Raw genomic sequence first — 20,772 nt, 5'->3', positions numbered from 1 at the left:
CACCCGGGAAGCCACCGGACCGTCGCCCTCGCCGCCTGTGTACCGGCCGGCGGGGCCGACGGGTGTGCGCGGGGCCGGTCAGAACCAGTGCAGGCAGTGCGGGGGGCGCTCGGCGCGGAACAGGGCGTCGGCGAGGGCGGCCGCGTCCGGGCCGTGGGCCCGGATGTGGCCGGCGCGCACGAGCGTGCTCGGAGCCGTACCACCGAGGTAGACCGAGCCCAGGTCGCGCACGTCCAGGGAGAGGTCGGGCTCGCGGTCCGTCGGGACGCAGTCGGCCTTGCCGTCCCGGACGGTCAGCAGGTAGCGGCCGCGCTCGCCGAGGAACGGGTCGTCGACGTCGAGGACGAGCTCCCCGTCGCAGAACCAGCCGCGCGCGGTCAGCGCACGCGGGACGTCCAGGATGCGTACCCAGAGCCATTCGGTGTGCCTGGTGAGCTGGCCGGCGTTGAGGTCCACCAGCCGCCAGCGCAGCGGATTTTCCGGCGGGGAGTGCTTGAACACGACCTCCGAGACCAGGTCGTGGTTGAGCAGGAAGCCGGCCAGGGCCGTGTACACGGTGTCGTCGGCGGCGATGGTCTCGTCGACCAGCAGGGAGTCGGGTTCCCCGATCGAGTAGCAGGCGTACCCGTCCGGGACGCCGTCCGCGTCACGGTGCACGGCGACGTAGCGCGGCGCCGGAGCGATCGGAGGCTGCCCCGCGCCCAGGCTCCACCAGTGCGGCGGCCGGGACAGCGCGCCGGGCTGCGCACGGCGGTACCGGTCGTAGACCGCCTCCAGGATCTCGCCGCACTCCGCACGCCGCAGCACCTCGATCGAGCCGGTGTCCTCACCGGTGCCGGTGCCGGTGCCGCCCGCTCGGGGAGCGGTAAGCGCACCCCGGTGGCGCGGCACCGTGAGCCGCTGCGTGAAGGTCGCCGGCCCGTAGCCGAACCGGCCGTAGATCGTGGCCTCGGACGCCAACAGCACGGACAGGAACTCCCCGCGCTCCCGCACGTCCGTGAACTGATGCCGCATCATCGCGGTGAGCACGCCCTGGCGCCGGTGCGACGGCAGGACACCCACCGCGCTGACCCCGCCGACCGGGGCGAGGCCCCCACCGGGCAGGGTCAGCTCGAACGAGTACGCGGCGGCGGTTCCGACGGGCCGCCCGTCCGGCGCGACGGCGAGCCAGGCGCGGTCCGTCTCCAACGCCGCCCACACCCCGGTGCGCTCCCCGGCCGGTGTCTCCGGGAAGCGCGCGAACGCGGCGTGGAAGGTGTCGACGAAGACCTCGCGGTCCCGGTCGGTCGTGGAACGGATCTCCATCGCTGTGCTGCCTCCCCCAGTGACGGCACCACGACCTGCGATGCCCCGGCCACAGTGCACCGTGGCGGTGCTCCCGGGTCAAACGAATTAGCGGCGGGGCCGCCGGTCCGGGGCGGCGCTCCGGCTGCGGTCCGGCCCGGTGCCGTCCTACCGTGAAGGAGTCCCACGCCCGTACCCGGCCGAGGCTCCGCCCGCCGGGGCGGCACACCCACGGGAGCGAGGTGCGATGCACCGGTCGCGAGGGCCGGCGGACCGGCCGCGTGGCGGGCGTCCCGACGCGGCGGTCGTGCACCGCGCGGTGCGGGTCACCCTGGCCGCCTGCGCGGGGTTCTACACGTTCCGCTACGGCCTGCACCGCCCCGTGTCGGCCACCTACGCGCTCTTCGCGGCGGTCGCCCTCGGCGTCCTCGCCCGGGTCGAGGGAGCGGCCCGGGCACGGGCCCGGACGATCCTGTGGACGCTGCCGTTCGCCTGCGGGCTGGTCTGCCTCGGCACCCTTCTGGCCGTACGCGACTGGGCGGCGGCCCTGGGCATGGTGGGCGTCGGCTTCGCGGTGTCCTTCGGCACCGTCGGCGGCCCCCGGATGGTGGGCCTCGCCAACGGGCTCCAGCTGCTCTACATCCTCCCGTGCTTCCCGCCCTACAGCCCGGACACCCTCCTGCAACGCCTGCTCGGCGTGGTGGTCGGCCTGCTGCTGCTCGCCGGCGCGGAGCTACTGATGTGGCCCGAGCCGGCGACACCGGACTACCGGGGCCGGCTGTCGCGCGCCGCCTCGGCCCTCGCCGACCTGGCCGACCTCGCGGCCGCCGCCTGCGCCGGCCGCGCCACCCCCGTCGGGGCCGTCGCCGAGGCCGCCGAGCGGGCCGACACACACCTGGACGAGCTGCGCTTCAGACACGTCCCACTGATGCAGCGGCCCGCCTCGGCCGGCGCCGTCGACCGGGCCCTCGCCCACTGCGCGGTCGCGCTGCGCTACACCGGCCCGCGGGTGCTCGGCATCCTGCGGCTCGCCGGAGTTAGGCCCGACCCGGCCGCGGCACGGCTCACCGCCACCACCGGACGGACCCTGCGCGCCGCCGCGGCCGGGGTGGTCCGGACCGGACCCGTCCCCGAGACCGGGCAGGTCGACCGGGACCTCACGGCCTTCGACACCGCCCGAGCGGCCGCCTGGGAGGGCGACCGGGACGCCGACGGGGCGGTGGACCGGGCCGCCGACCGGGAACCCGCCGGCCCGGCGGCCGACCCGGAACCCTCCTACCTCGCCCGCCCGGCGCTCGGCACCGCCGCCCTGGACGCCGCCGAGGGCGCCCGCTTCGCCGTCCGGGCGGTGCGGGTGAGCCGCCACGCCGCCCTGCCCCCCGACGACACGCCCGCCGACCAGCGGCCGGGCCCGTTCTGGTACGCCTACGACCCCGCCCCGCTGCTGTGGTGGCGGCGGTTCCGCGCCAACCTCACACCCCGCTCGGTCGCCTTCCAGAACGCGCTGCGCACCGCGGGCGCCCTCGGCGCGGCCCGGCTGCTGGCAGGATCCCTCGACCTCTCGCACGGCTTCTGGGTGCTGCTCGCCACCCTCACCCTGATGCGCACCAGCGCCGCCGACACCCGGATCACGCTGCGCCCCGCGCTGGTGGGAACGCTCGCCGGCGCCGCCGTCACCGCCGCGGTGCTGCTGGGCGTGGGGGAGCGTCCCCTGGTGTACGCCCTCGCACTGCCCCCGGTGATGCTGATCGCCTTCGCCGCCGGACCGGCGTTCGGGCCGGCCTGGGGCCAGGGACTGTTCACCGTCGTGGTCGCCCTCGTCTTCACCCAGCTGGCGCCCGCCGACTGGCAGCTGGCGGAGGCGCGCGTGGTCAACGTGGTCGCGGGCGCGGCGATCGGCATCCTGGCGGGCCTCTGCGCCTGGCCGCGCGGCGGCGGCCAGGACCTGCGGCGGTGCACCGCCGGGATGCTGGACGACAGCGCCGAGGCGCTCCGCGAGACCGTCGCCGTGCTGACCGGCACGGGCCCGGCGGCCGGGGCCCTGCACCGGGCCCGCCGCTCCGCCCTGCTCACCGAGGCGATGTACGCCCAGTACCGCTGCGAACGGCACGACCCGGCCGAGGACGGGCCGAACTGGCAGGCGGCGCTCCTCACCGGCCAGCACACCGTCCGCGGGGCCGAACCACTGCTCGCCCGCGTCCCGCCCGGCACCGCGGCGGTCCACCGGAACGGGCAACAGGTGCTGATGCGCCACGCGGACGACGTGGCGGGGGCCTTCCACCGCCAGGCGGCGGCCCTGCGCGCCCGCGAGCCGGCGGGGTCCGCGCACCCCGCCCTCTCCCGGGCCCGCGGCGCCCTGGCCGCCGAACTCGACGGGGCGGCCGCGCTGCGGGGCGACGGACGGGTCTCGCTCCACTCGGTCGACATCGCGGTCTGGCTCACGGGGCTGCTCGACGACCTCCGGCAGATCCACGACGCCCGGCCGTCGCCCCCGCCCGGCTGAGCCTCGTCGCCAGGCCGTCCCCGTCCCCGTCCCCGGCCGAGGCCGAGGCCGGGGACGGGGCCGGCGAACGACCTCAGACCCGGCGCTCGACGGCCTCGAAGATGTCGGCGTCCGTTTCCTGCTGCCACTTGGGCAGGTCGTCCCAGTCGGCGACGTGGGCGGGCTTGGGGTCGGCGACGTGCTTGTGGATCTGGGCGATCCAGCAGGTGGCGACGAAGCGGCCCTTCTGCTCCCGGCTGAGCTTGGCGGTGCTGCCCGCGCTGACCGCGACGAAGTCGCGGACCTGCCCGAACACCGCTGCCGCGGAAGCCCGTTCAGTCGGGCGTCTCCTCCCAGGGCGTGACGTACCCGGGCTTCGGCTCACCCGGGAAGTGCTTGCGCACCCCGGCGATCCACGCCTCACGGAAGATCCGGCCGTCCTCGGTCATGGTTGTCACCCTTCGGTGCGGTAGCCCAGTTCGCGGTACTCGACCGCCTGGGTCTCGTCGGGGTCGGAGCGGTTCAGACCTGCCATGGCTCTGCTCCGTTGCGCAGGTAGCGGGTCCGGCCGTCGGCGAGCGATCGCAGGGCGCCGCACAGCCGGTCGCGCTGTCGCGGGCGGAGGCGCGCGGCTGCTTCGGGGGCCGGGAGGAAGAGGGCTTCGGAGAGTTCGTCGTCGTGCGGGCGGACGGTGGCGGCGAGGGCGGGGGAGAGGGTGCCGGCGTCGAAGATGAAGGCGAGCTGGTCGTCCCAAGGCTCATGCGGTGCAACCCAGTCCACGACGAGCAGGCGGTGGAGCGTGAGGGTGAGGCCCAGTTCCTCGCGCAGCTCGCGGAGGGCGGCCTGGTCGGGCGACTCGTTGGCCTCCGCCATGCCGCCGGGCAGGTCCCAGCCGTCCTTGTAGGTCGGGTTGACGGTGAGGATCCGGTCGTGTGCGTCGCGCAGGATGACGTCCGCCGAGACGCGCTTGCGGGCCTGCTTGGCGTTGCCCTCGGCGAGGTAGGCGTTCCAGGCTTTGGTGTCGGTGGGTGCCGGCCTCACGATGAACCTCCCCGAGACTCCGGGATGATGTCGGCGAGCAACAGGAGTCGGGTTCTGCTCGCTTCTTCGAATCGTGCCAGGTACGCCCGCACGGGTCCGTAGTCACGGTAGCTGCCGAGGACTTCGGCGAGTTCGTCGAGTTGGTCGACGACCCGAACCGAACCGAGCGTAGGGTCGGTCGCGAGGAGGTCGGCGCCGACCGAGACCGCAGCGTCCAGGTCGTCGCACCGGATGTGCGCGCGGGCGAGGGCGATCCGACTGAGTGCCAGGGAACGTGTGCGGCCTTGCTCCCGGAGGGCCACGGCCCGTTCGGCGGACCGGAGTGCATCGGCGTGCCGTCCGAGGTCGGCGAGGACCAGAGCGGAATCTCCGGCAAGTGTGGCGTCGTCGAACGGGCTCAACCACGGATGCGACTCGTCCGCCTGTGCGGTGAGGGCCGACCAGGCGAGATCGAGTGAGCGAGTGGCGGGTCCGAACTGACCCGCGGCGGCGAGAGCGCGAGCGAGTGCGGCGTGGAGTCGGGCCGTCAGACTCGGCAGGTGAGGCCCGCGGCGTGCCAGTCCGATGCCGGTCGTCGCCCAGTGCGAGGCCACGGACGGATCGCCGTTGTGGAGCGACAGGTGGCTGGTACTGGCGGCGATGTGAGCGGCGAGCGGCAGGTCGCCCGCTACTCGGGCGAGCGCGAACGCGCGGGTGAAGTGGTTCGCGGCGAGTTCGTCACGGCCTGAGTCGTGCGCCATCCAGCCGGCCATCTCAGTGAGGGCGGAGGCGGTGGCGAACACCTGGGAGCCGGCGGCGATGTCGACCAACCGGGGTGCCACGTTCACGGACAGGTGGCGGACCACGGCGGCGTAGAGTCGGCCGCCTCCGGTTTGCCGGTCGGCAGCGCGGAAGGCCTCCATCGCCGCGAGGTCGCCGTCGGCCGCCGGGGGGAGAGCCATGGGCATCGCCGGCCTCACTGCGGTGGTGCGTGGCTCCCACGGGCGTCCGGCGAGGCCCAGCAGCTGGCCGGGGATGTGAAGGGCATCGGCGATCTGCTCGAAGAGTGCCAGCTTCTCCACGCGGGTCTTGCCGTTCATGTAGTCATACAGCCGGCCCTGGGTGATGTCGGCGGCCGCGGCCAGGCGACGGGTGCTGACGCCATGGGAGTTCAGGAGGCGGAACACGGCCCCCATGTCACGCGCCGAGCACACTGCCAGGAAGCGTGCGTCGTCGAGGAGGCCCGCGACGATCTGGCGCGGGTCCGGATGACGGTCCACGGCTCACTCCCTCGAATGTCCGGGTTCGATCGTACGGCCACGGAGAGTGTGATGACCTCGACTTGGAGTCACGGGGTCGGAGTCCCTTCGGTGGCCCGGCAGCGGGTTGGGTGAGTGCGAGTCGTCCGGATCCGGGTCGCCCCGCGGGCCGGAGCGGTCGGCAGGTGATGGCCTCGACGTGGTGAGGCCCCGACCTCACAGAGGAGTGTCCCGTGATGAGCCGGTGTGGCGAAGAGAAGGGCGCGATGGCCGCTTGTCGGCTTGAGGTGCTGTCGGTGGACCAGCCGGACCGGGCGGCGAAGCCGGCGAGTGCGAGGTTGCCGTACCTCCCGGAGTCGGCCTCCGTGGCTCGTCGATTGGTGCGGGAGAAGTTGAGCGAGTGGGACGTGCCGGAGCTGGTCGACGCTGCGGAGTTGATCGTCAGTGAGCTGGTGGCCAATGCGGTCAAGACCGGGTGCCTGACGAGGATGACCGTGACCGTCCGGCGGGTCACCGGCCGGACGGTGCGGGTGGCGGTGCGGGACGGGTCGCGGGTGATGCCCGTGTTGCTGGTGGCGGGGGTGGATGAGGAGGGGCATCGGGGGTTGTCGTTGATCCATGAACTCACGCGGGGGCGTTGGGGTGCGGTGGCGGAGCCGTTTGGGAAGGTGGTGCACGCCGATCTGGTGGTGGGTCGGCGGGGATGAGAAGGGGAGTGCCGGGGATGGCTCGGAAGCCGGTGCTGTACGTGGTGGTGTGTGCGGCGGGGGTTGCGGGTGGGGTGGGGGAGCTGATCGCGGCCGCTCAGGAACAGGGGTGGGACGTGGGGGTGGTGGCGACTCCGCAGGCGATGGGGTTCATCGATCAGGACGCGGTCACCGCGCGGACCGGGTATCCGATCCGTTCCGCCTGGCGCAAGCCCGGGGAGCCGCGGCCGCTGCCGGACCCGGACGCGATCGTGGTCTCCCCGGCGACGTTCAACACGATCAACAAGTGGGCGCTGGGCATCTCGGACACGCTCGCGCTCGGCATCCTCTGCGAGTCGTACGGGTGGGGGATCCCGGTGGTGGTGCAGCCGTGTCTGAGCACCGCGCAGGCGGCGCACCCGGCGTACGAGGAGAGCCTGGCGAAGCTTCGCCGGATGGGGGTGCGGGTCGCGGACTTCGTGCCCGGTTCGTACAGCTGGACGCGGGCGCTGGGGTTGTTGCGGGACTGACAGGGTGGCTGATCGGGGTGGGCGATCCTGGCAGTGTGAGGGGTGGTCGGCGCGGACCGGTCCGGGGTAGCGTCCGGGCAGGTCAGCGACGGTGTGGGAGGTTCCGGTGGCGGCGGTCAACGGCGAGGTGTCGTTCTGGTTCGCGGCGGGTGGGGTGCCGGAGGCGGGCCCCGGGCTGCCGGGGGACCGCGACGTCGACGTCTGCATCGTCGGGGGCGGCTACACCGGGCTCTGGACCGCCTACTACCTGAAGAAGGCCGATCCCTCGCTGCGGATCGCCGTCCTCGAACAGCGCTTCTGCGGCTACGGCGCCTCCGGACGCAACGGCGGCTGGCTGTACAACGGTTTCGCGGGCCGCGGCGCGTTCGCCAAGCGGTACGGGCAGCAGCGGGCGGCGGCGATGCAGCGGGTGATGGACGACTCCGTCGGCGAGGTCGTCGACGTGGCGGACCGGGAGGGCATCGAGGCGGACATCGTGCGCGGGGGTGTTCTCGAAGTCGCCCGCAGCAAGCCGCAGTTGGAGCGGCTGCGGGCTTTCGTCGAGAGTGAGCGCGCGTACGGCGCGGACCGTGTCGAGCTGCTGGGCGCCAAGGAGGCGGGCGACCGCGTCAACGTCGCCGGCACCCTCGGCGGCTCCTGGAGTCCGTACGGCGCCCGCATCCAGCCCGCGAAGCTCGTACGCGGCCTGGCCCGGACGGTGCGCGGCCTCGGAGTCGAGGTGTACGAGGGCACGGCGGTCACCGCGATCCTCCCCGGGAGTGCCCACCGCGGGCCGCGCGCCGTCACCCCGTACGGCACCGTCAGTGCGGACCGCGTGCTGCGCGCCACGGAGGGGTTCACGGCCGGTCTGCGCGGCGAGCGGCGCACCTGGCTGCCGATGAACTCCGCGATGGTCGCCACCGAGCCGCTGCCCGCCGACTTCTGGGCCGACGCGGGCTGGCAGGGGCGTGAGGTGCTGGGCGACTTCGCGCACGCCTACATGTACGCGCAGCGCACCGCCGACGACCGGATCGCGCTGGGCGGGCGGGGCGTGCCGTACCGGTTCGGCTCGCGGACGGACTCGGACGGCAGCACCCAGGTGGAGACGGTGCGCCAGCTCCGCGCCGTCCTGGACCGCTTCTTCCCGGCCGCCGCGCAGGCCCGGATCAACCACGTGTGGGCGGGCGTGCTCGGCGTCCCCCGGGACTGGTGCGCCACCGTGGAGCTGGACCGGCTGACCGGACTCGGCTGGGCGGGCGGGTACGTCGGCAGCGGGGTGACGACGGCCAACCTGGCCGGGCGGACGCTGTGCGACCTGGTGTTGGAGCGGGACACCGAGCTGACCCGGCTGCCCTGGGTGGGGCACACGGTGCGGCGCTGGGAGCCGGAGCCGCTGCGCTGGCTGGGGGTGCACGCGATGTACGCCGCCTACCACGCGGCGGACCGGCAGGAGGCGGCCGGACGTGCCACCACCTCGCCGATCGCCCGGATCGCGGACCTGGTGTCCGGGCGGGGCTGACGGGCGGGGGCGACATGTCCCGCGGGCCGGGGTGGCGGGGCGGTCCACTAGCAGATCCGTGACGCCGGGAAGTCGATCTTGGGCGTCGAGTCGGCGATACCACTCGAATTGCGGACAGCGTTCGGCTGACGGGGCATATTGTGTACCCCGGCAAACTACTCCGATGGAAGTCAGTTTCCCGTCGCGGTCCGAAAACGATCTGCCGAGCCCCGTCGACTGGGATAGCGTCGAAGGCGTCGGGGGGTCGACACCGATCCGGTGTATTCGAACGCTAGCTACCGGGCCGTAAAGGCCGATTGAGCCCTGGAGAAAAACATGCGGAATTTCCCTGCGGAAAACCGGCCGGACGCACTGGACGATCTGCAGCTCGCGGTGGACTCGCTGGCCGCGTTCCCGTCCCGGAATGCGGCGAGCGGGGCGGACGTGACCGAGCGCCTCGCGGCCGTCGCCGACCTGTGCCGCTCGGTCGACGCGGTGCTCGACAGCCTGGTCGTCCAGGCGGCCGCGGAGGCCGCCGAAGAGGGGTGGACCGCGGCCCGGATGGCGGCCGAACACTCCGCCTACTACGCCAGGTTGCAGCGTGCGCTGCTCCCCGCCACTGCCGGCGCCGGGCTGACGCAGCAGTGAGCGCGGCGCAGCCGGGCGCGCACGTGCTGGCCTGCCCCACCCGGTGGAGCGACGTCGACGAGAACGGGCACATCAACAACGCCCGGCTGGTCGGCTACATCCAGGAGGGGATTTACGACCTGTTCTGCCACCACGCGACCGCGGTCCGGGAATCCCTGTTCCCGTCCGGATTCATTATCGCGCGGCACGAGATCGATTATCTTGAGCAGTTGCACCACCGGCCCGAGCCATTGTCGGTGCGGCTCACCGTGGAACGGCTCGGGCGGAGTTCCGCGCATGTCGAGGTGAATGTCTGCCGGGACCCGCTCACCTTTATGCGGGCGCGGACCGTCGTGGTCGCCCGGGACCGCGAATCCGGCCGCTCGCGCACCCTGAGCCCGAACGAGCGGCGCTTTCTCTCGGCGTTTATGCCGGACGCGGCGCGTGCCGACGGCGCCCTGGCCACCGCGACGGCGACGACGCCGGCGCAGCGGGTGTCGCCCGGGGCCGTCGGCGGGACCGCCTCCTCGCGCCGGCCGCGCCGGCGGTGCCGGGCCTCGGCGGGCTGAGGGCCGCGCCGAGCGTCCGGGCCGCGCTCGTTCCCGGGCGAGCCCCCGGCCGGCGGCGGGATCGACGACGGCGTCGATCCGCCGGGCCGGAATCCCGGCGTCCGGCCGGGCCCGACGCCGTCGGGCCGGTTCCCGGGGCGCCGGGCCGCGCTACGCTGAGCAGCACGGGCACCGGTACGCCCCACGGTGGTCGCGGGCTGCGACGCCACCTCCCTGGCCCGGGCGCGGAGCGCCGTCGGTCCTGCCGGATCCCGCCCACCGTAAGGAGGACGCGATGACCATCTCCTGGGAGGACTTCCTCGCCCGCGTCGTGGAGCGCGGCGAGTACCGGGGCGAGGCGGAGGCGGACCACGCCGCCCGGGTCGTCCTCGTTCTGCTCGGCGAGCACCTGGTGGGGTCCGAGCGGGGCGAACTCGCCGACGCGCTGCCCGAGATGTACGCCTCGCTGCTGCGCGACGCGAAGCCGGCGGCCGAGCCGCTGACCGCGGAGCGCTTCGTCCAGGCCGTGGGCGGGTGGATCGACGGGGCGACCACGGCGACGGCGCAGTGGGACATCGGGGCGGTGCTCAGCACGGTGGCCGACCTGGTCCCGGGGGAGCTGATCGACCGGGTGATCGAGCAGCTCCCGGAGGGCTACGACCTGCTGTTCGGGCATCCCACACCGGCCTGAGGGCACGCGGCTCCCGGCCTGAGCGGTGTGCGGCACCCGGCCTGAGGGGCACGCGGCACCGCCCGGGGCGCTCTGCGGCGGCGGCCCGCTCAGCGGCAGAGCGCGGCCGCGCCGATCAGCCCGGCGTCGGTGCCGAGTTCGGCCCGGCGCACGTCCAGGCCGCGGATGTACGAGAGCGCGGCGTAGCGGTCCAGGTGGCGGGCGAGCGGCGCGAACAGCACCTCCCCGGCAGTGGCCACGCCGCCGCCGACGACGACGCGGTCGAGGTCCACCAGGGCGGCCGTGGCGGCGATGCCGGCGGCCAGGGCCTGGGCGGCGCGGTCGAAGGCGGCGAGCGCGACCGGGTCGCCCGCGGCGGCGCAGGCGGCGACGGCGCGGGCCGTCCGGTCGTCCGCCGGGGGCCGCCAGCCGTCGGCGAGCGCGCGGCGGGCGATCGCGGTGCCGCTGGCCAGGCCCTCCAGGCAGCCGCGCGAGCCGCACGGGCAGGGCTCGCCGTCCAGGTCGACGCTGATGTGGCCTAGGTGTCCGGCGTTGCCGCTGGGGCCCGGCCGCACCGCGCCGTCGAGCACCAGCCCGGCGCCGACGCCGGTCGACACCACCAGGCAGAGCGCGTCGGCGGCGCCCCGGGCGGCGCCCTGCCAGTGCTCGGCGGCGGCCATCGCGACGCCGTCCCCGGCGAGGCGGACGGGCAGCGCGCGGGCGGCCACCGACGGGTGCGCGGCGACCTCGGCGACCAGCGGGAAGCCGCGCCAGCCGGGGATGTTGACCGGGCTGACGGTGCCGTCGGCGAGGTCGACCGGGCCGGCGCTGCCGATCCCGACAGCCGTCACGGCGGCCCAGTCGGGCGTGTCGGCGAGCCGGTCCAGCACCCGGTGCACGACGGCGAGCACGGCCGCGCCCGGGGCCGTCGCCGGGGTGGGCAGCTGGAGCCGGTGCCGCAGCCGTCCGTCGCCGTCGACCAGCGCGCCGGCGATCTTGGTGCCGCCGATGTCGACGGCGGCGAACAGCGGGGTGAGCGGCACGGTGGGCTCCAGCGGAGGTAGGGGTCGGCGCCCCGGCCGGGGAGGGCCGGGGCGCCGCACAGCGTAGAACAGCCCCGGACCGGCCTCAGCCGGCGGTCCGCAGCCGCAGGGTGACCAGCTCGAACGGCCGCAGCGCCAGGCGCACCGCGCCGTCCTCCACCGTCACCTCGCCGCGGGTGCCGTCCCAGGGCCGTTCGAGCAGGTCACAGGGGACGGCGTCGGCCAGCGGGAAGGAGGTGGTCAGCCGGCCCCGGGCGCGGCCGCCGCCCGCCTCGTAGACGCGGACGACCAGGTCGCCGCTGCGGTCGTCGGCGAGCTTGACGGCGCTCACCACGAGGGCATCGTTGTCCAGTGCCACCAGCGGCGCGACCCGCTCCACGCTGCCGCGCATCCGCCGCTCGGGCAGGCCGATCCGGTAGCCCTCGCGCACGGCGTCGCCGATCGCCGCGCCCGGGACGAGGGCGTGCCGGAAGCGGTGCAGCCCCTGGTCGGTCTTCGGGTCGGGGAAGCGCGGGGCGCGCAGCAGCGAGAAGCGGACCGTGGTGGTGGTGCCGCCGTCGGTGTCGCGCACGGTGCGGGTGACGTCGTGGCCGTAGGTGGAGGCGGTGACCAGGGCGACGCCCCAGCCGGGCTCGTCGAGGTGGACGAAGCGGTGGTTGCAGGCCTCGAACTTGGCGGCGTCCCAGCTGGTGTTGGTGTGGGTGGGGCGGTGGAGGTGGCCGAACTGGGTCTCGGCGGCGTAGCGCTCGGTGTGGATGTCGAGCGGGAACGCGGCCTTGAGGAACTTCTCGGTCTCGTGCCAGTCCACCAGGGTCTCGATGTCCAGGCGCTGCTCGCCCGCCCGCAGGGTGAGCGTCTGGACGGCGGTGGACGAGCCGAAGGAGCGCACCACCCGGACGGAGACCTTCTCCGCCGTCTCCGCGAAGACGGTGAGCGAGTCCACGCCCGTCAGGTCGGTGACGGTGTTGCGGTAGAACCGGTCGACGTCCCAGGCGTCCCACATGTTGGGGAAGTCGGGGTGCAGCTGCAGCAGGTTGGCGCGGGTGCCGGGGGCGACGCTCTCCCGGCCGCTCGCGACCTCGACCACCGACGCCACCAGGCCGTCCGCGTCCACCACGACGTCCAGCAGGCCGTTGCGCAGCAGGTAGCCGCCCTCGGGGCGCTCGGCCAGCGTGCAGCCCTCCGCCGGCGGAGCCACCACGGCGGCGCCGCCGGCCGGGACGGTGGAACGCGGGTGCGGCGCCGCGTTGAACACCAGCTCGTGCCCGCCCCGGTGATCCCCGGCGAGGGCCCGCTGCGCCGACGCGATCAGGTTCACCAGCTCCCCGGCCAGTGCCGCGTAGGTCGCCACGGCCTCGCGGTGCACCCAAGCGATGGACGAACCGGGCAGGATGTCGTGGAACTGGTGCAGCAGCACCGTCTTCCAGATCCGGTCCAGCTGCTCGTACGGGTACTCCGCGCCGGTGCGCAACGTGGCGGTGGTGCACCAGAGTTCGGCCTCGCGCAGCAGGTTCTCGCTGCGCCGGTTGCCCTGCTTGGTCTTCGCCTGGCTGGTCAGGGTGGCGCGGTGCAGCTCCAGGTAGAGCTCGCCGACCCAGACCGGCGGGTCCGGGTACTCGGCCTCGGCCTCGGCGAAGAACTCGGCGGGCTTCTGCCAGCGGACGGTGGCCGAGCCCTCCAGGTCCCTCAGCCGGGCCGCCTTGGCGACCATCTCGCGGGTGGTGCCGCCGCCGCCGTCCCCCCAGCCGGTCGGGGCGAGCGAGTGCCTGGCCACCCCCTTGTCCTTGAAGTTCCGTGCGGCGTGGGCGATCTCGCTGCCCTTCATGGAGCAGTTGTAGGTGTCCACCGGCGGGAAGTGGGTGAAGATCCGCGTCCCGTCGATGCCCTCCCAGAGGAAGGTGTGGTGCGGGAACCGGTTCACCTGGCTCCAGGAGATCTTCTGCGTCAGCAGCCACTTCGAGCCCGCGTTGCGGATGATCTGCGGCAGGCCGCCGGTGAAGCCGAAGGTGTCCGGCAGCCACGCCTCGTGGTTCTCCACCCCGAACTCGTCCAGGAAGAACCGCTTGCCGTGCACGAACTGCCGGGCCATCGCCTCCGAGCTCGGCATGTTGGTGTCGGACTCGACCCACATGCCGCCCGCCGGGACGAACCTGCCCTCGGCGACGGCCTTGCGGACCTTGGCGTACACCTCGGGGCGGTGCTCCTTGATCCAGGCGAACTGCTGGGCCTGCGACATGGTGTAGAGGAAGTCCGGCTCGTCCTCCAGCAGCGCGGTCATGTTGGCGGTCGTGCGGGCCACCTTGCGGACGGTCTCGCGCAGCGGCCACAGCCAGGCCGAGTCGATGTGCGCGTGGCCGATCGCGCCGATCCGGTGCGCGGACGGCGCGGCGGGTGCGGCCAGCACCTCCTCCAGCTGCGAACGGGCCCCCGCCGCCGTACCGTTGACGTCCTGGAGGTCGACCGCGTCGAGCGCCCGCTCGATCGCGCGCAGCAGCTCCCAGCGGCGGGCGCCGTCCGTCGGCAGCTCGGCCATCAGCTCGCCGAGCACCTCCAGGTCCATCACCAGCTGCCAGACCGTCTCGTCGAAGACGGCGAGGTCCATCCGGGCGAGCCGGTACTGCGGGCGGTCGCCGGCCGTCTCCTTGTCGCCCAACTCGGTGGGAAGGAAGGGGTGGTAGTCCAGGATGACCGGGTTGGAGGCGGCCTCGACGTGCAGCAGCACCTGCTCCCCGCCGGCCGCCGGGGCGGCGATCCGCACCCACTGGTTCTGCGGGTTGAGGCCCTTCACCGGGGTGCCGTCCGGCCGGTAGACCAGGCCCTCGCACTGGAAGCCGGGCATGTTGGCGTCGAAGCCGAGGTCGATCAGCGCCTCGACGGTGCGGCCCGCCCAGGCCTCGGGCACCGCACCGGTCACGGTGATCCAGCTGGTGCCCCAGGGCGCGCCCCAGGCGTCGCCGACGGCGATCGGGGTGCGCGGTGCGGCCAGGCCCTCGGCGACCGGGACGGGCTCGCCCGGCGCCGTCCAGATGCCGACCGTCAGCGGGACGGACTCGGGGTACACGGCCGGGCGGATGCGCTCGTCCAGGACGCGCTTGAGGCGGGCCTCGACCAGGGTGCGGTCATCGTGCATGTCAGCGGCCTCCGTCGGGTGGCTGGGGAAAGCGGGCTGCGGGAAAGCGGGCTGCGGGAGCGGGTTGCGGGGGGAGCGGGCTGCGGGCCGTGGGAAAGCCGGCTACCGGGACCGTACGTCCTCGGGGCGGACCACCTCGGTGATGCCGCGCGCGGCCAGGTGGTCGCGGTCCGCGGCGCGCTCGGCGAGTACGGCGGTCGGCCGGGCGCCCGCCTCGGCGAGCCGCATGAACGCCTCGAACACCGGGCCGCCCGGGCCGCAGACCGAACGCCCCGGGGAGGTGGCCTCGTCCCCGGTGGCGACCACCACGGCGGTGGTGCGCGGCTTCGGCGGCTGCCAGTTGCGGCGGGCCTCGGCGGCGGCCGCGGCGAGCCGGGCCCCGGCCGGTTTGACCGTCCCGTCCGTGGTCAACAGGCCCAGGCCGTATTCGAGTTCGGGGAAGTCGGCGAGCGAGCGGGACACGTCGTGCGAGCACCACCAGGTGACGCCCCAGAGGTCCGGGCAGTCCAGCACGGCCTCGACGGTGGCGCCGGTGAAGCGGGCCGCGTCCTCGGGGGCGATGTGTGGGGCGGGCGCGCCGACCTCCTGCAGCCACACCGGGCGGGCCGGATCGTCCGCCCAGGCCTTGGACAGCTCGACCAGGTACGCGGCGTGCTGCGCGGTGGCGGTGGAGCGGGCGCCGTAGCGCTGGGCGGTGCCGTTGAACACCCAGGAGTGCACGGCGGTGGCGGCGCCGAGCCGGGCCGAGTGCCCGGGCGTGAACGGGTGCCCGTCCAGGTACCAGGCGGCGTCGTACGAGGCGTGCAGGTGCAGCCGCCCGGGGGCGCCGCGCTCGCAGGCGTCGAGCATCCGGCGCAGCCAGGCCTCGACCTCGGCGGGGGTGGCCCGGTCCGGGTCGGGGTGGGGGCCGCCGGAGAACTGGTCGATCTCGTTGCCGAGCGTCATCCCGAGGAAGTTGGGCCGCTCGCGCAGCGCTCCGGCGAGGGTGTGCAGGTAGGCGGCCTGGCCGTCGATGACCTCGGGGTCGGTGAAGAGGTTGCGCCGGTGCCACGTCCGGGTCCAGGCCGGCAGGAAGTCGAAGCTCGACAGGTGGCCCTGCAGGCCGTCCACCGCGACGTCCAGCCCGCGTTCCCCGGCCGCGTCCACCAGGGCCGTCAGCTGCTCGACGGCGCGCGGGCGGATCAGGGTGCGGTTGGGCTGGAACAGCGGCCAGAGCGGGAAGACCCGGACGTGGTCCAGGCCGAGGGCCGCGACGGAGTCGAGGTCGGCGCGCACGGCGTCGAGGTCGAAGTCGAGCCAGTGGTGGAACCAGCCGACGCTGGGGGTGTAGTTGACGCCGAAGCGGGGGGCGGTGGTCATCGGGGGGCTTCCTCGGCTCGGTGGGGCGTACGGACGGTGGGGCTATCCCTTGACGGCTCCCTCCTCGACGCCCTTGAAGAAGTAGCGCTGGCAGGCGCCGAACACCACGACGACCGGCAGGAAGGCGATCATGGTGCCGGCCGCGATCAGCCGGGGATTGGCGGAGAAGGTGCCGTTGAGGTACTGCAGCCCGACGGTGAGGGTGTACTTCTGCGGGTCGTTGAGCACGATCAGCGGCCACAGGAAGTCGTCCCAGGCGCCGATGAAGGTGAAGATCACGATCACGCTGATCATGCCGCGCACGTTCGGCAGGCCGACGTGCCACAGCCGCTGCCGGACGTCGGCGCCGTCGATCATGGCCGCCTGGTCGAGCTCGGCCGGGACGGCGGCGAAGGCGGTGCGCATCAGCAGGACGTTGAGCATGGCGATCGAGCCCGGCAGCGCGACGCCGGCCAGGGTGTCGGCCAGGCCGAGGCTGCGCACCAGCACGTACTGGGAGACGATGGTGACCTCGCCGGGCAGCACGAGCGTGGCGAGGAAGAGGCCGAGGACGAGCCGGGCACCGCGGAAGCGCAGCCGGGCGAGCGCGTAGCCGGCCAGCGTGCAGCCGACGACGTTGCCGGTGATGCAGACCGCGGCGACGATCACCGAGTTGAGCGCGTAGGTCCACACCGGGATGGTGGCGGCGACCTTGCCGTAGTTGCCGAGGGTGGGCTGGTCGGGCAGGAAGGCCGGGGTGCGGGTGTAGACGTCCTCGGCGGGGCCCTTGAGGGAGGTGGACAACTGCCACAGGAAGGGGCCGATGACCAGGAGCAGGACGAGCAGCAGGAGCAGGTAGCGGGCGGCGGTGTGGGCGGGGGACGGGGTGTTGAAGCCCCGGGAGCCGCGCGTCTTCCGGGGCCCGCGGGTGCCGCGGGTCTTCCGGGCGCTACGGGCGTCGTCGGGCTCACGCAGGCCCCCGGTGGCCCCGGCGGTCGTCGGCGGGCTGGTGGTCACGGGTTCAGGCCGCCTTCCGGTTCAGGCGCATCAGGAACAGCATCGGGCCGAGGGTGACGACGAACAGCAGCAGGCTGAGCGCCGAGGCGTAGCCGAGGTGGCCGTTGAACCCGCGGCTGTACATCTGGATCAGCATCACCACCGACATGTCCCGCCCGCCGGGGCCGCCCTGGCCGTTGGAGAGCACGTACAGCTCGGAGAAGACGCGCAGCGAACTCACCGAGATCAGTGCGGAGATCAGGATCATGGTCGGGCGCACCCCCGGCAGGGTGACGTGCCGGAACCGGCTCACCGGTCCGGCGCCGTCCACGGCCGCCGCCTCGTGCAGCTCGCGCGGGACGTTGGCGAGGGCGGACAGGTAGATGACCATGTAGTAGCCGAGGCCCTTCCACACGGTCAGGGCGATCGCGCTGAACAGCAGCAGCCAGCGGTCGGTCAGGAAGGAGACCGGGGAGTCGGCCAGCCCGGTCTGCCGGAGCAGGCCGTTGACCAGGCCGCGGTCGTCCAGCACCCAGCCCCAGATCAGCGCCACCACGACGGCGGAGGCGATCACCGGCGTGTAGAAGGCGGTGCGGAAGAAGGTGATGCCGGGGATCCGGCGCTGGACGAGCAGGGCGAGCAGCAGCGGCAGGACGGTCAGCAGGGGCAGGCAGACCAGCATGAACACGATGCTGTTGAGCAGGGCGTCGGCGAGCTGGTCGTCGTCCAGCAGGCGGCCGTAGTTCTCCAGGCCGGTGAAGTGCCCGCCGCCCAGCGGCTTGGCGTCGGTGAAGGACAGGATCACCGTGTTGACGGCCGGCCAGAGGTTGAAGACGGCCAGCCAGACCATCGCGGGCCCGGCGAGCAGCCAGGGGGTGAACCAACGCCGGTGGGTCATGCCGATGCCTTCCTGCGGCCGAGGGGTGGTGCGGCTCGTTCCCGGGGGCGGCGGGTGTGGGGCCCGCCGCGTCGCCGGTACCGGACGGGGCGCGGTGCGGAGCTCCGGCGGGGGTCAGCCCTTGAGCAGCCTGTTGCACTGCTCGACGGCGGTGTCCAGCGCCTGCTTGGAGCTCGTGTCGCCGCTGATGGCGAGGGCGATCTGCTGGTTGACGACGGTGCTCATCGCGTCGTCGACCTGGACAGGCTGGATCAGCTTGGCCTTGGCCAGCGAGGCGAACGCGATCACCCTGGCGTCGCCCGCGTTGGTGCCGTCGCTCTTGCTGAAGAACGGGTCGTCCGACGAGGCCTTGGTGGACGGGAAGATGCTGGTCAGGTGGGCGAAGGCGGCCTGGTTCTCGGCACTGGTGACCCAGCGGGCGAGAGCGACCGCGGCCGCCGGGTTCTTGGTGCTCTTCGGGATGGACATGCCCTGGACGTACAGCGGCGGGGTGGCCAGTGCGGGGGAGGGGACGACCTTCGGGGCGAGCGTCGGGTTGTCGGTGGCGAGGCTGGTGATGTAGTTCGCGCCGGCGGTGGTCCAGGCGGCGGTGCCGGCGTTGAACAGCTTGGTGTTGCCGGCGTAGGTGTTGGACAGGACGTCCTTGGGGAGCAGGCCCTCCTTGAAGGCGTCGCGGTACTTGTCGAGGAGTGCGGCGGCCTCGGGGGTGTTGAAGGTGAAGGACCGGCCGTCGTCGGACATGATCTTCACGCCGGCGTTGTAGAGGTCGCCGATGCCCGGCTTGCGGCTCATCAGGTAGGTCTGGCCGCCGGACTTCTCCTTCATCACCCGGGCCTGGGCGATCAGTTCGTCCAGGCTGGTCGGGGGCTTCTTCGGATCCAGGCCGTTCTTCGTGAGGAGTTCGGAACTCCAGTAGTTCACATCGGTGTTGAGGTACCAGGGGTAGCCGAAGGTGCCCGGGTGGCCGGCGAAGCGGTAGGCGTCGACACCGCCGGCGACGTACTCGTCGGCGAGTTTCGGGTCGGCCTTGGCCACGTCCAGCAGGAGGTCCTTCCGCGCGAGCGGGAGGGCGAAGTCGGGCGGGAGGTTGACCACGTCGGGCAGGGTGCCGGCGGCGGCCTGGCTGAGCACCTTGTCGGAGTAGCCCTCGCCGGGCTGGTCGAGCCACTCGACCTCGACCCCGGGGTACTTCTTCTCGAAGCCGTCGATCACGCCCTGCACGTAGTCGGTGAACTTCGGCTTGAGCGCCCAGGTCTGCAGCGAGACCTTGCCCTTGACCTCGCCGGTGGCGGCCGCACTCGCCACGCTGTCGCCGCTCTTGGTGTCGCCGGAGCCGAGTCCGCAGCCGGTGAGCGCGGCGGCGGTGAAGGCCGTTGTCGTCAGTGCCGCCCAGATTCTTCGCATGAGGGTCTCCCGGTCCTGGGATGGGTGGGGGATCGTGCCGAGCTCGGGGGTTCCGGAACCTGACCTGCTGAACGACTAAACCGGTCTAGCTATGGCAGGGACTATGCTCCGGCCTAAACTTGGCTGTCAAGAGAGGAGTCGGGGTTCCGTGGGCAGACCGACGATCGCCGACATCGCCCGCCGGGCCGGTGTCTCCAAGGGCGCGGTGTCCTTCGCGCTCAACGGCCGCCCGGGCGTGAGCGAGGCGACCAGGGCCCGGATCCTGCGGGTCGCCGAGGAGATGAACTGGCGCCCGCACAGCGCCGCGCGCGCCCTCGGCGGGGCCCGTGCGGACGCCGTCGGCCTGGTGATCGCCCGGCCGGCCCGCACCATCGGCGTCGAGCCGTTCTTCAGCCAGCTGCTCTCCGGCCTCCAGGCCGTGCTCTCGGCCGGCGGCGTCGCACTGCACCTGATGGTGGTCGAGGACACCGCCGCCGAGATCGAGGTCTACCGCCGCTGGGCCTCCGAGCACCGGGTCGACGGCTTCATCGTCGTCGACCTGCAGGTCAAGGACGCGCGACTGCCGGTGCTGGACGAGCTCGGGCTGCCCGCCGTCGTGCTGGGCGGGCCCGGCAAGGGCGGCAACCAGCTGCGGATCTGGGCCGACGACCGGGAGGCGATGCTCTCGATCGTCGACTACCTGGCCGCCATCGGGCACCGCCGGATCGCCCACCTGGCCGGGCTGCCGCACTTCCAGCACACCCAGCGGCGGATCCGCGCGCTGCGCGACGCCTCGCGCCGGCTCGGCCTGGAGGAGGCCGTGTCGGTGCCCACCGACTTCAGCGACGCCGAGGGCGCGGCCGCCACCCGCACGCTGCTGTCCCGCACCCGCCGGCCCACCGCGATCGTGTACGACAGCGACGTGATGGCCGTCGCCGGGCTCGGCGTGGCGGGCGAGATGGGCGTCGCGGTGCCCGGCGAGCTCTCCATCGTCTCCTTCGACGACTCGGTGCTCGCCAGGATCGTCCACCCGCCGCTGACCGCGCTCAGCCGGGACACCTTCGCGCTCGGCGAGCAGGTCGCCCGCAGCCTGCTGGAGGCACTGGACGAGGCAGGGCCCGGGCGCGACCTGCAGATGCCCACACCGCGGCTGACCGTCCGGGAGTCCACCTCGCCGCCGGGAGCCGCACCGTCCGCACCGGCGGGTGCGGTTGCTGCGCGAGTCGTTGACACGGGTTCTGAACCGGTTTAGCCTCGCTGCGCCGAGGGGGCCGGTCCTGTGCACCGCCCGTTGTCACGTTCGTTGAACTCCCCTCGATGAGCACCGCCACGCCCGCATGCACCCGGGCCTGCCGCTGCCGGTGGGCCCGGCCCCACCCACTCCGCTCGATCGGAGCCACC

The 20,772-nt window shown here is 73.5% G+C and carries 17 protein-coding genes and 1 pseudogene; 8 read left to right on the top strand and 10 right to left on the bottom strand.

Annotated elements, in window-relative coordinates:
- Positions 1-78 precede the first annotated feature (78 nt).
- On the bottom strand, positions 79-1,305 hold the full coding sequence (locus ABT048_RS16315) for a GNAT family N-acetyltransferase (RefSeq protein WP_350522045.1): 1,227 nt from the start codon (positions 1,303-1,305) through the stop codon (positions 79-81).
- A 226-nt stretch (positions 1,306-1,531) separates the two neighbouring features.
- Between ABT048_RS16315 and ABT048_RS16310 the strand changes: the two genes are divergently transcribed.
- Positions 1,532-3,787: an FUSC family protein gene (locus ABT048_RS16310; RefSeq protein WP_350522044.1), complete on the top strand. Its 2,256-nt coding sequence runs from the start codon at positions 1,532-1,534 to the stop codon at positions 3,785-3,787.
- 73 nt (positions 3,788-3,860) lie between these two features.
- On the opposite strand, the pseudogene ABT048_RS16305 reads toward ABT048_RS16310, so the two are convergent.
- The 3 genes and pseudogenes from ABT048_RS16305 to ABT048_RS16295 form a co-directional block, all read right to left on the bottom strand.
- Positions 3,861-4,215 (bottom strand): annotated as a pseudogene (locus ABT048_RS16305) (hypothetical protein).
- Positions 4,216-4,288: 73 nt separating this feature from the next.
- Positions 4,289-4,807 carry an NUDIX domain-containing protein gene (locus ABT048_RS16300; RefSeq protein WP_350522043.1) on the bottom strand — a complete coding sequence of 173 codons (519 nt, stop codon included), beginning with the start codon at positions 4,805-4,807 and terminating at the stop codon, positions 4,289-4,291.
- On the bottom strand, positions 4,804-6,066 hold the full coding sequence (locus ABT048_RS16295; protein ID WP_350522042.1) for a helix-turn-helix domain-containing protein: 1,263 nt from the start codon (positions 6,064-6,066) through the stop codon (positions 4,804-4,806). The genes ABT048_RS16300 and ABT048_RS16295 overlap by 4 nt, the downstream gene beginning before the upstream one ends.
- Positions 6,067-6,281: 215 nt before the next feature.
- On the opposite strand from ABT048_RS16295, the gene ABT048_RS16290 reads away from it, so the two are divergent.
- The 6 genes from ABT048_RS16290 (at position 6,282) to ABT048_RS16265 (ending at position 10,604) form a co-directional block, all read left to right on the top strand.
- Complete coding sequence (locus tag ABT048_RS16290) at positions 6,282-6,752, top strand: ATP-binding protein (RefSeq protein WP_350522041.1); 471 nt, start codon at positions 6,282-6,284, stop codon at positions 6,750-6,752.
- Between the two features lie 17 nt (positions 6,753-6,769).
- A complete protein-coding gene (locus ABT048_RS16285) occupies positions 6,770-7,261 on the top strand; it encodes a flavoprotein (protein ID WP_350522040.1) in 492 nt (163 codons plus the stop codon).
- Between the two features lie 106 nt (positions 7,262-7,367).
- Positions 7,368-8,759, top strand: coding sequence for an NAD(P)/FAD-dependent oxidoreductase (locus ABT048_RS16280; protein WP_350522039.1), 1,392 nt, complete (start codon positions 7,368-7,370; stop codon positions 8,757-8,759).
- 315 nt (positions 8,760-9,074) lie between these two features.
- Positions 9,075-9,386: a hypothetical protein gene (locus tag ABT048_RS16275; protein ID WP_350522038.1), complete on the top strand. Its 312-nt coding sequence runs from the start codon at positions 9,075-9,077 to the stop codon at positions 9,384-9,386.
- Positions 9,383-9,934, top strand: coding sequence for an acyl-CoA thioesterase (locus ABT048_RS16270; protein ID WP_350522037.1), 552 nt, complete (start codon positions 9,383-9,385; stop codon positions 9,932-9,934). Before ABT048_RS16275 ends, ABT048_RS16270 begins: the two co-directional genes overlap by 4 nt.
- Before the next feature lie 274 nt (positions 9,935-10,208).
- Entirely contained in the window at positions 10,209-10,604 is a 396-nt protein-coding gene (locus ABT048_RS16265) for a DUF2267 domain-containing protein (protein WP_350522036.1), read from the top strand.
- A gap of 89 nt (positions 10,605-10,693) precedes the next feature.
- On the opposite strand, the gene ABT048_RS16260 is transcribed toward ABT048_RS16265, so the two are convergent.
- The 6 genes from ABT048_RS16260 to ABT048_RS16235 all read right to left on the bottom strand — a co-directional run bounded on the left by ABT048_RS16260 (position 10,694) and on the right by ABT048_RS16235 (position 19,392).
- A complete protein-coding gene (locus ABT048_RS16260) occupies positions 10,694-11,626 on the bottom strand; it encodes an ROK family protein (RefSeq protein WP_350522035.1) in 933 nt (310 codons plus the stop codon).
- 85 nt (positions 11,627-11,711) lie between these two features.
- Complete coding sequence (locus tag ABT048_RS16255) at positions 11,712-14,756, bottom strand: alpha-mannosidase (protein ID WP_350522034.1); 3,045 nt, start codon at positions 14,754-14,756, stop codon at positions 11,712-11,714.
- 102 nt (positions 14,757-14,858) lie between these two features.
- Positions 14,859-16,115: a glycoside hydrolase 5 family protein gene (locus ABT048_RS16250; RefSeq protein ID WP_350522033.1), complete on the bottom strand. Its 1,257-nt coding sequence runs from the start codon at positions 16,113-16,115 to the stop codon at positions 14,859-14,861.
- A gap of 42 nt (positions 16,116-16,157) precedes the next feature.
- On the bottom strand, positions 16,158-17,111 hold the full coding sequence (locus ABT048_RS16245; RefSeq protein ID WP_350522032.1) for a carbohydrate ABC transporter permease: 954 nt from the start codon (positions 17,109-17,111) through the stop codon (positions 16,158-16,160).
- A 4-nt stretch (positions 17,112-17,115) separates the two neighbouring features.
- A complete protein-coding gene (locus tag ABT048_RS16240; protein WP_350522031.1) occupies positions 17,116-17,988 on the bottom strand; it encodes a carbohydrate ABC transporter permease in 873 nt (290 codons plus the stop codon).
- 114 nt (positions 17,989-18,102) lie between these two features.
- Positions 18,103-19,392 carry an ABC transporter substrate-binding protein gene (locus ABT048_RS16235; RefSeq protein WP_350522030.1) on the bottom strand — a complete coding sequence of 430 codons (1,290 nt, stop codon included), beginning with the start codon at positions 19,390-19,392 and terminating at the stop codon, positions 18,103-18,105.
- A gap of 148 nt (positions 19,393-19,540) precedes the next feature.
- Between ABT048_RS16235 and ABT048_RS16230 the strand changes: the two genes are divergently transcribed.
- Positions 19,541-20,623 carry a LacI family DNA-binding transcriptional regulator gene (locus ABT048_RS16230; protein ID WP_350522029.1) on the top strand — a complete coding sequence of 361 codons (1,083 nt, stop codon included), beginning with the start codon at positions 19,541-19,543 and terminating at the stop codon, positions 20,621-20,623.
- Positions 20,624-20,772: the final 149 nt, after the last annotated feature.

Origin of the sequence: Kitasatospora sp. NPDC096140 (assembly GCF_040303045.1) — a bacterium.
Classification (GTDB): domain Bacteria; phylum Actinomycetota; class Actinomycetes; order Streptomycetales; family Streptomycetaceae; genus Kitasatospora.
The sequence above is the reverse complement of the archived record's forward strand: the minus strand, read 5'-3'. Positions and strand labels throughout refer to the sequence as shown.

Bases quoted from the DNA above. Each gene is read 5' to 3' on its own strand.
- ABT048_RS16265 (WP_350522036.1), top strand. From the start codon at position 10,209: ATGACCATCTCCTGGGAGGACTTCCTCGCCCGCGTCGTGGAGCGCGGC.
- ABT048_RS16285 (WP_350522040.1), top strand. From the start codon at position 6,770: ATGGCTCGGAAGCCGGTGCTGTACGTGGTGGTGTGTGCGGCGGGGGTT.
- ABT048_RS16275 (WP_350522038.1), top strand. From the start codon at position 9,075: ATGCGGAATTTCCCTGCGGAAAACCGGCCGGACGCACTGGACGATCTG.
- ABT048_RS16240 (WP_350522031.1), bottom strand. From the start codon at position 17,988: ATGACCCACCGGCGTTGGTTCACCCCCTGGCTGCTCGCCGGGCCCGCG.
- ABT048_RS16290 (WP_350522041.1), top strand. From the start codon at position 6,282: ATGAGCCGGTGTGGCGAAGAGAAGGGCGCGATGGCCGCTTGTCGGCTT.
- ABT048_RS16315 (WP_350522045.1), bottom strand. From the start codon at position 1,305: ATGGAGATCCGTTCCACGACCGACCGGGACCGCGAGGTCTTCGTCGAC.
- ABT048_RS16250 (WP_350522033.1), bottom strand. From the start codon at position 16,115: ATGACCACCGCCCCCCGCTTCGGCGTCAACTACACCCCCAGCGTCGGC.
- ABT048_RS16255 (WP_350522034.1), bottom strand. From the start codon at position 14,756: ATGCACGATGACCGCACCCTGGTCGAGGCCCGCCTCAAGCGCGTCCTG.
- ABT048_RS16235 (WP_350522030.1), bottom strand. From the start codon at position 19,392: ATGCGAAGAATCTGGGCGGCACTGACGACAACGGCCTTCACCGCCGCC.
- ABT048_RS16310 (WP_350522044.1), top strand. From the start codon at position 1,532: ATGCACCGGTCGCGAGGGCCGGCGGACCGGCCGCGTGGCGGGCGTCCC.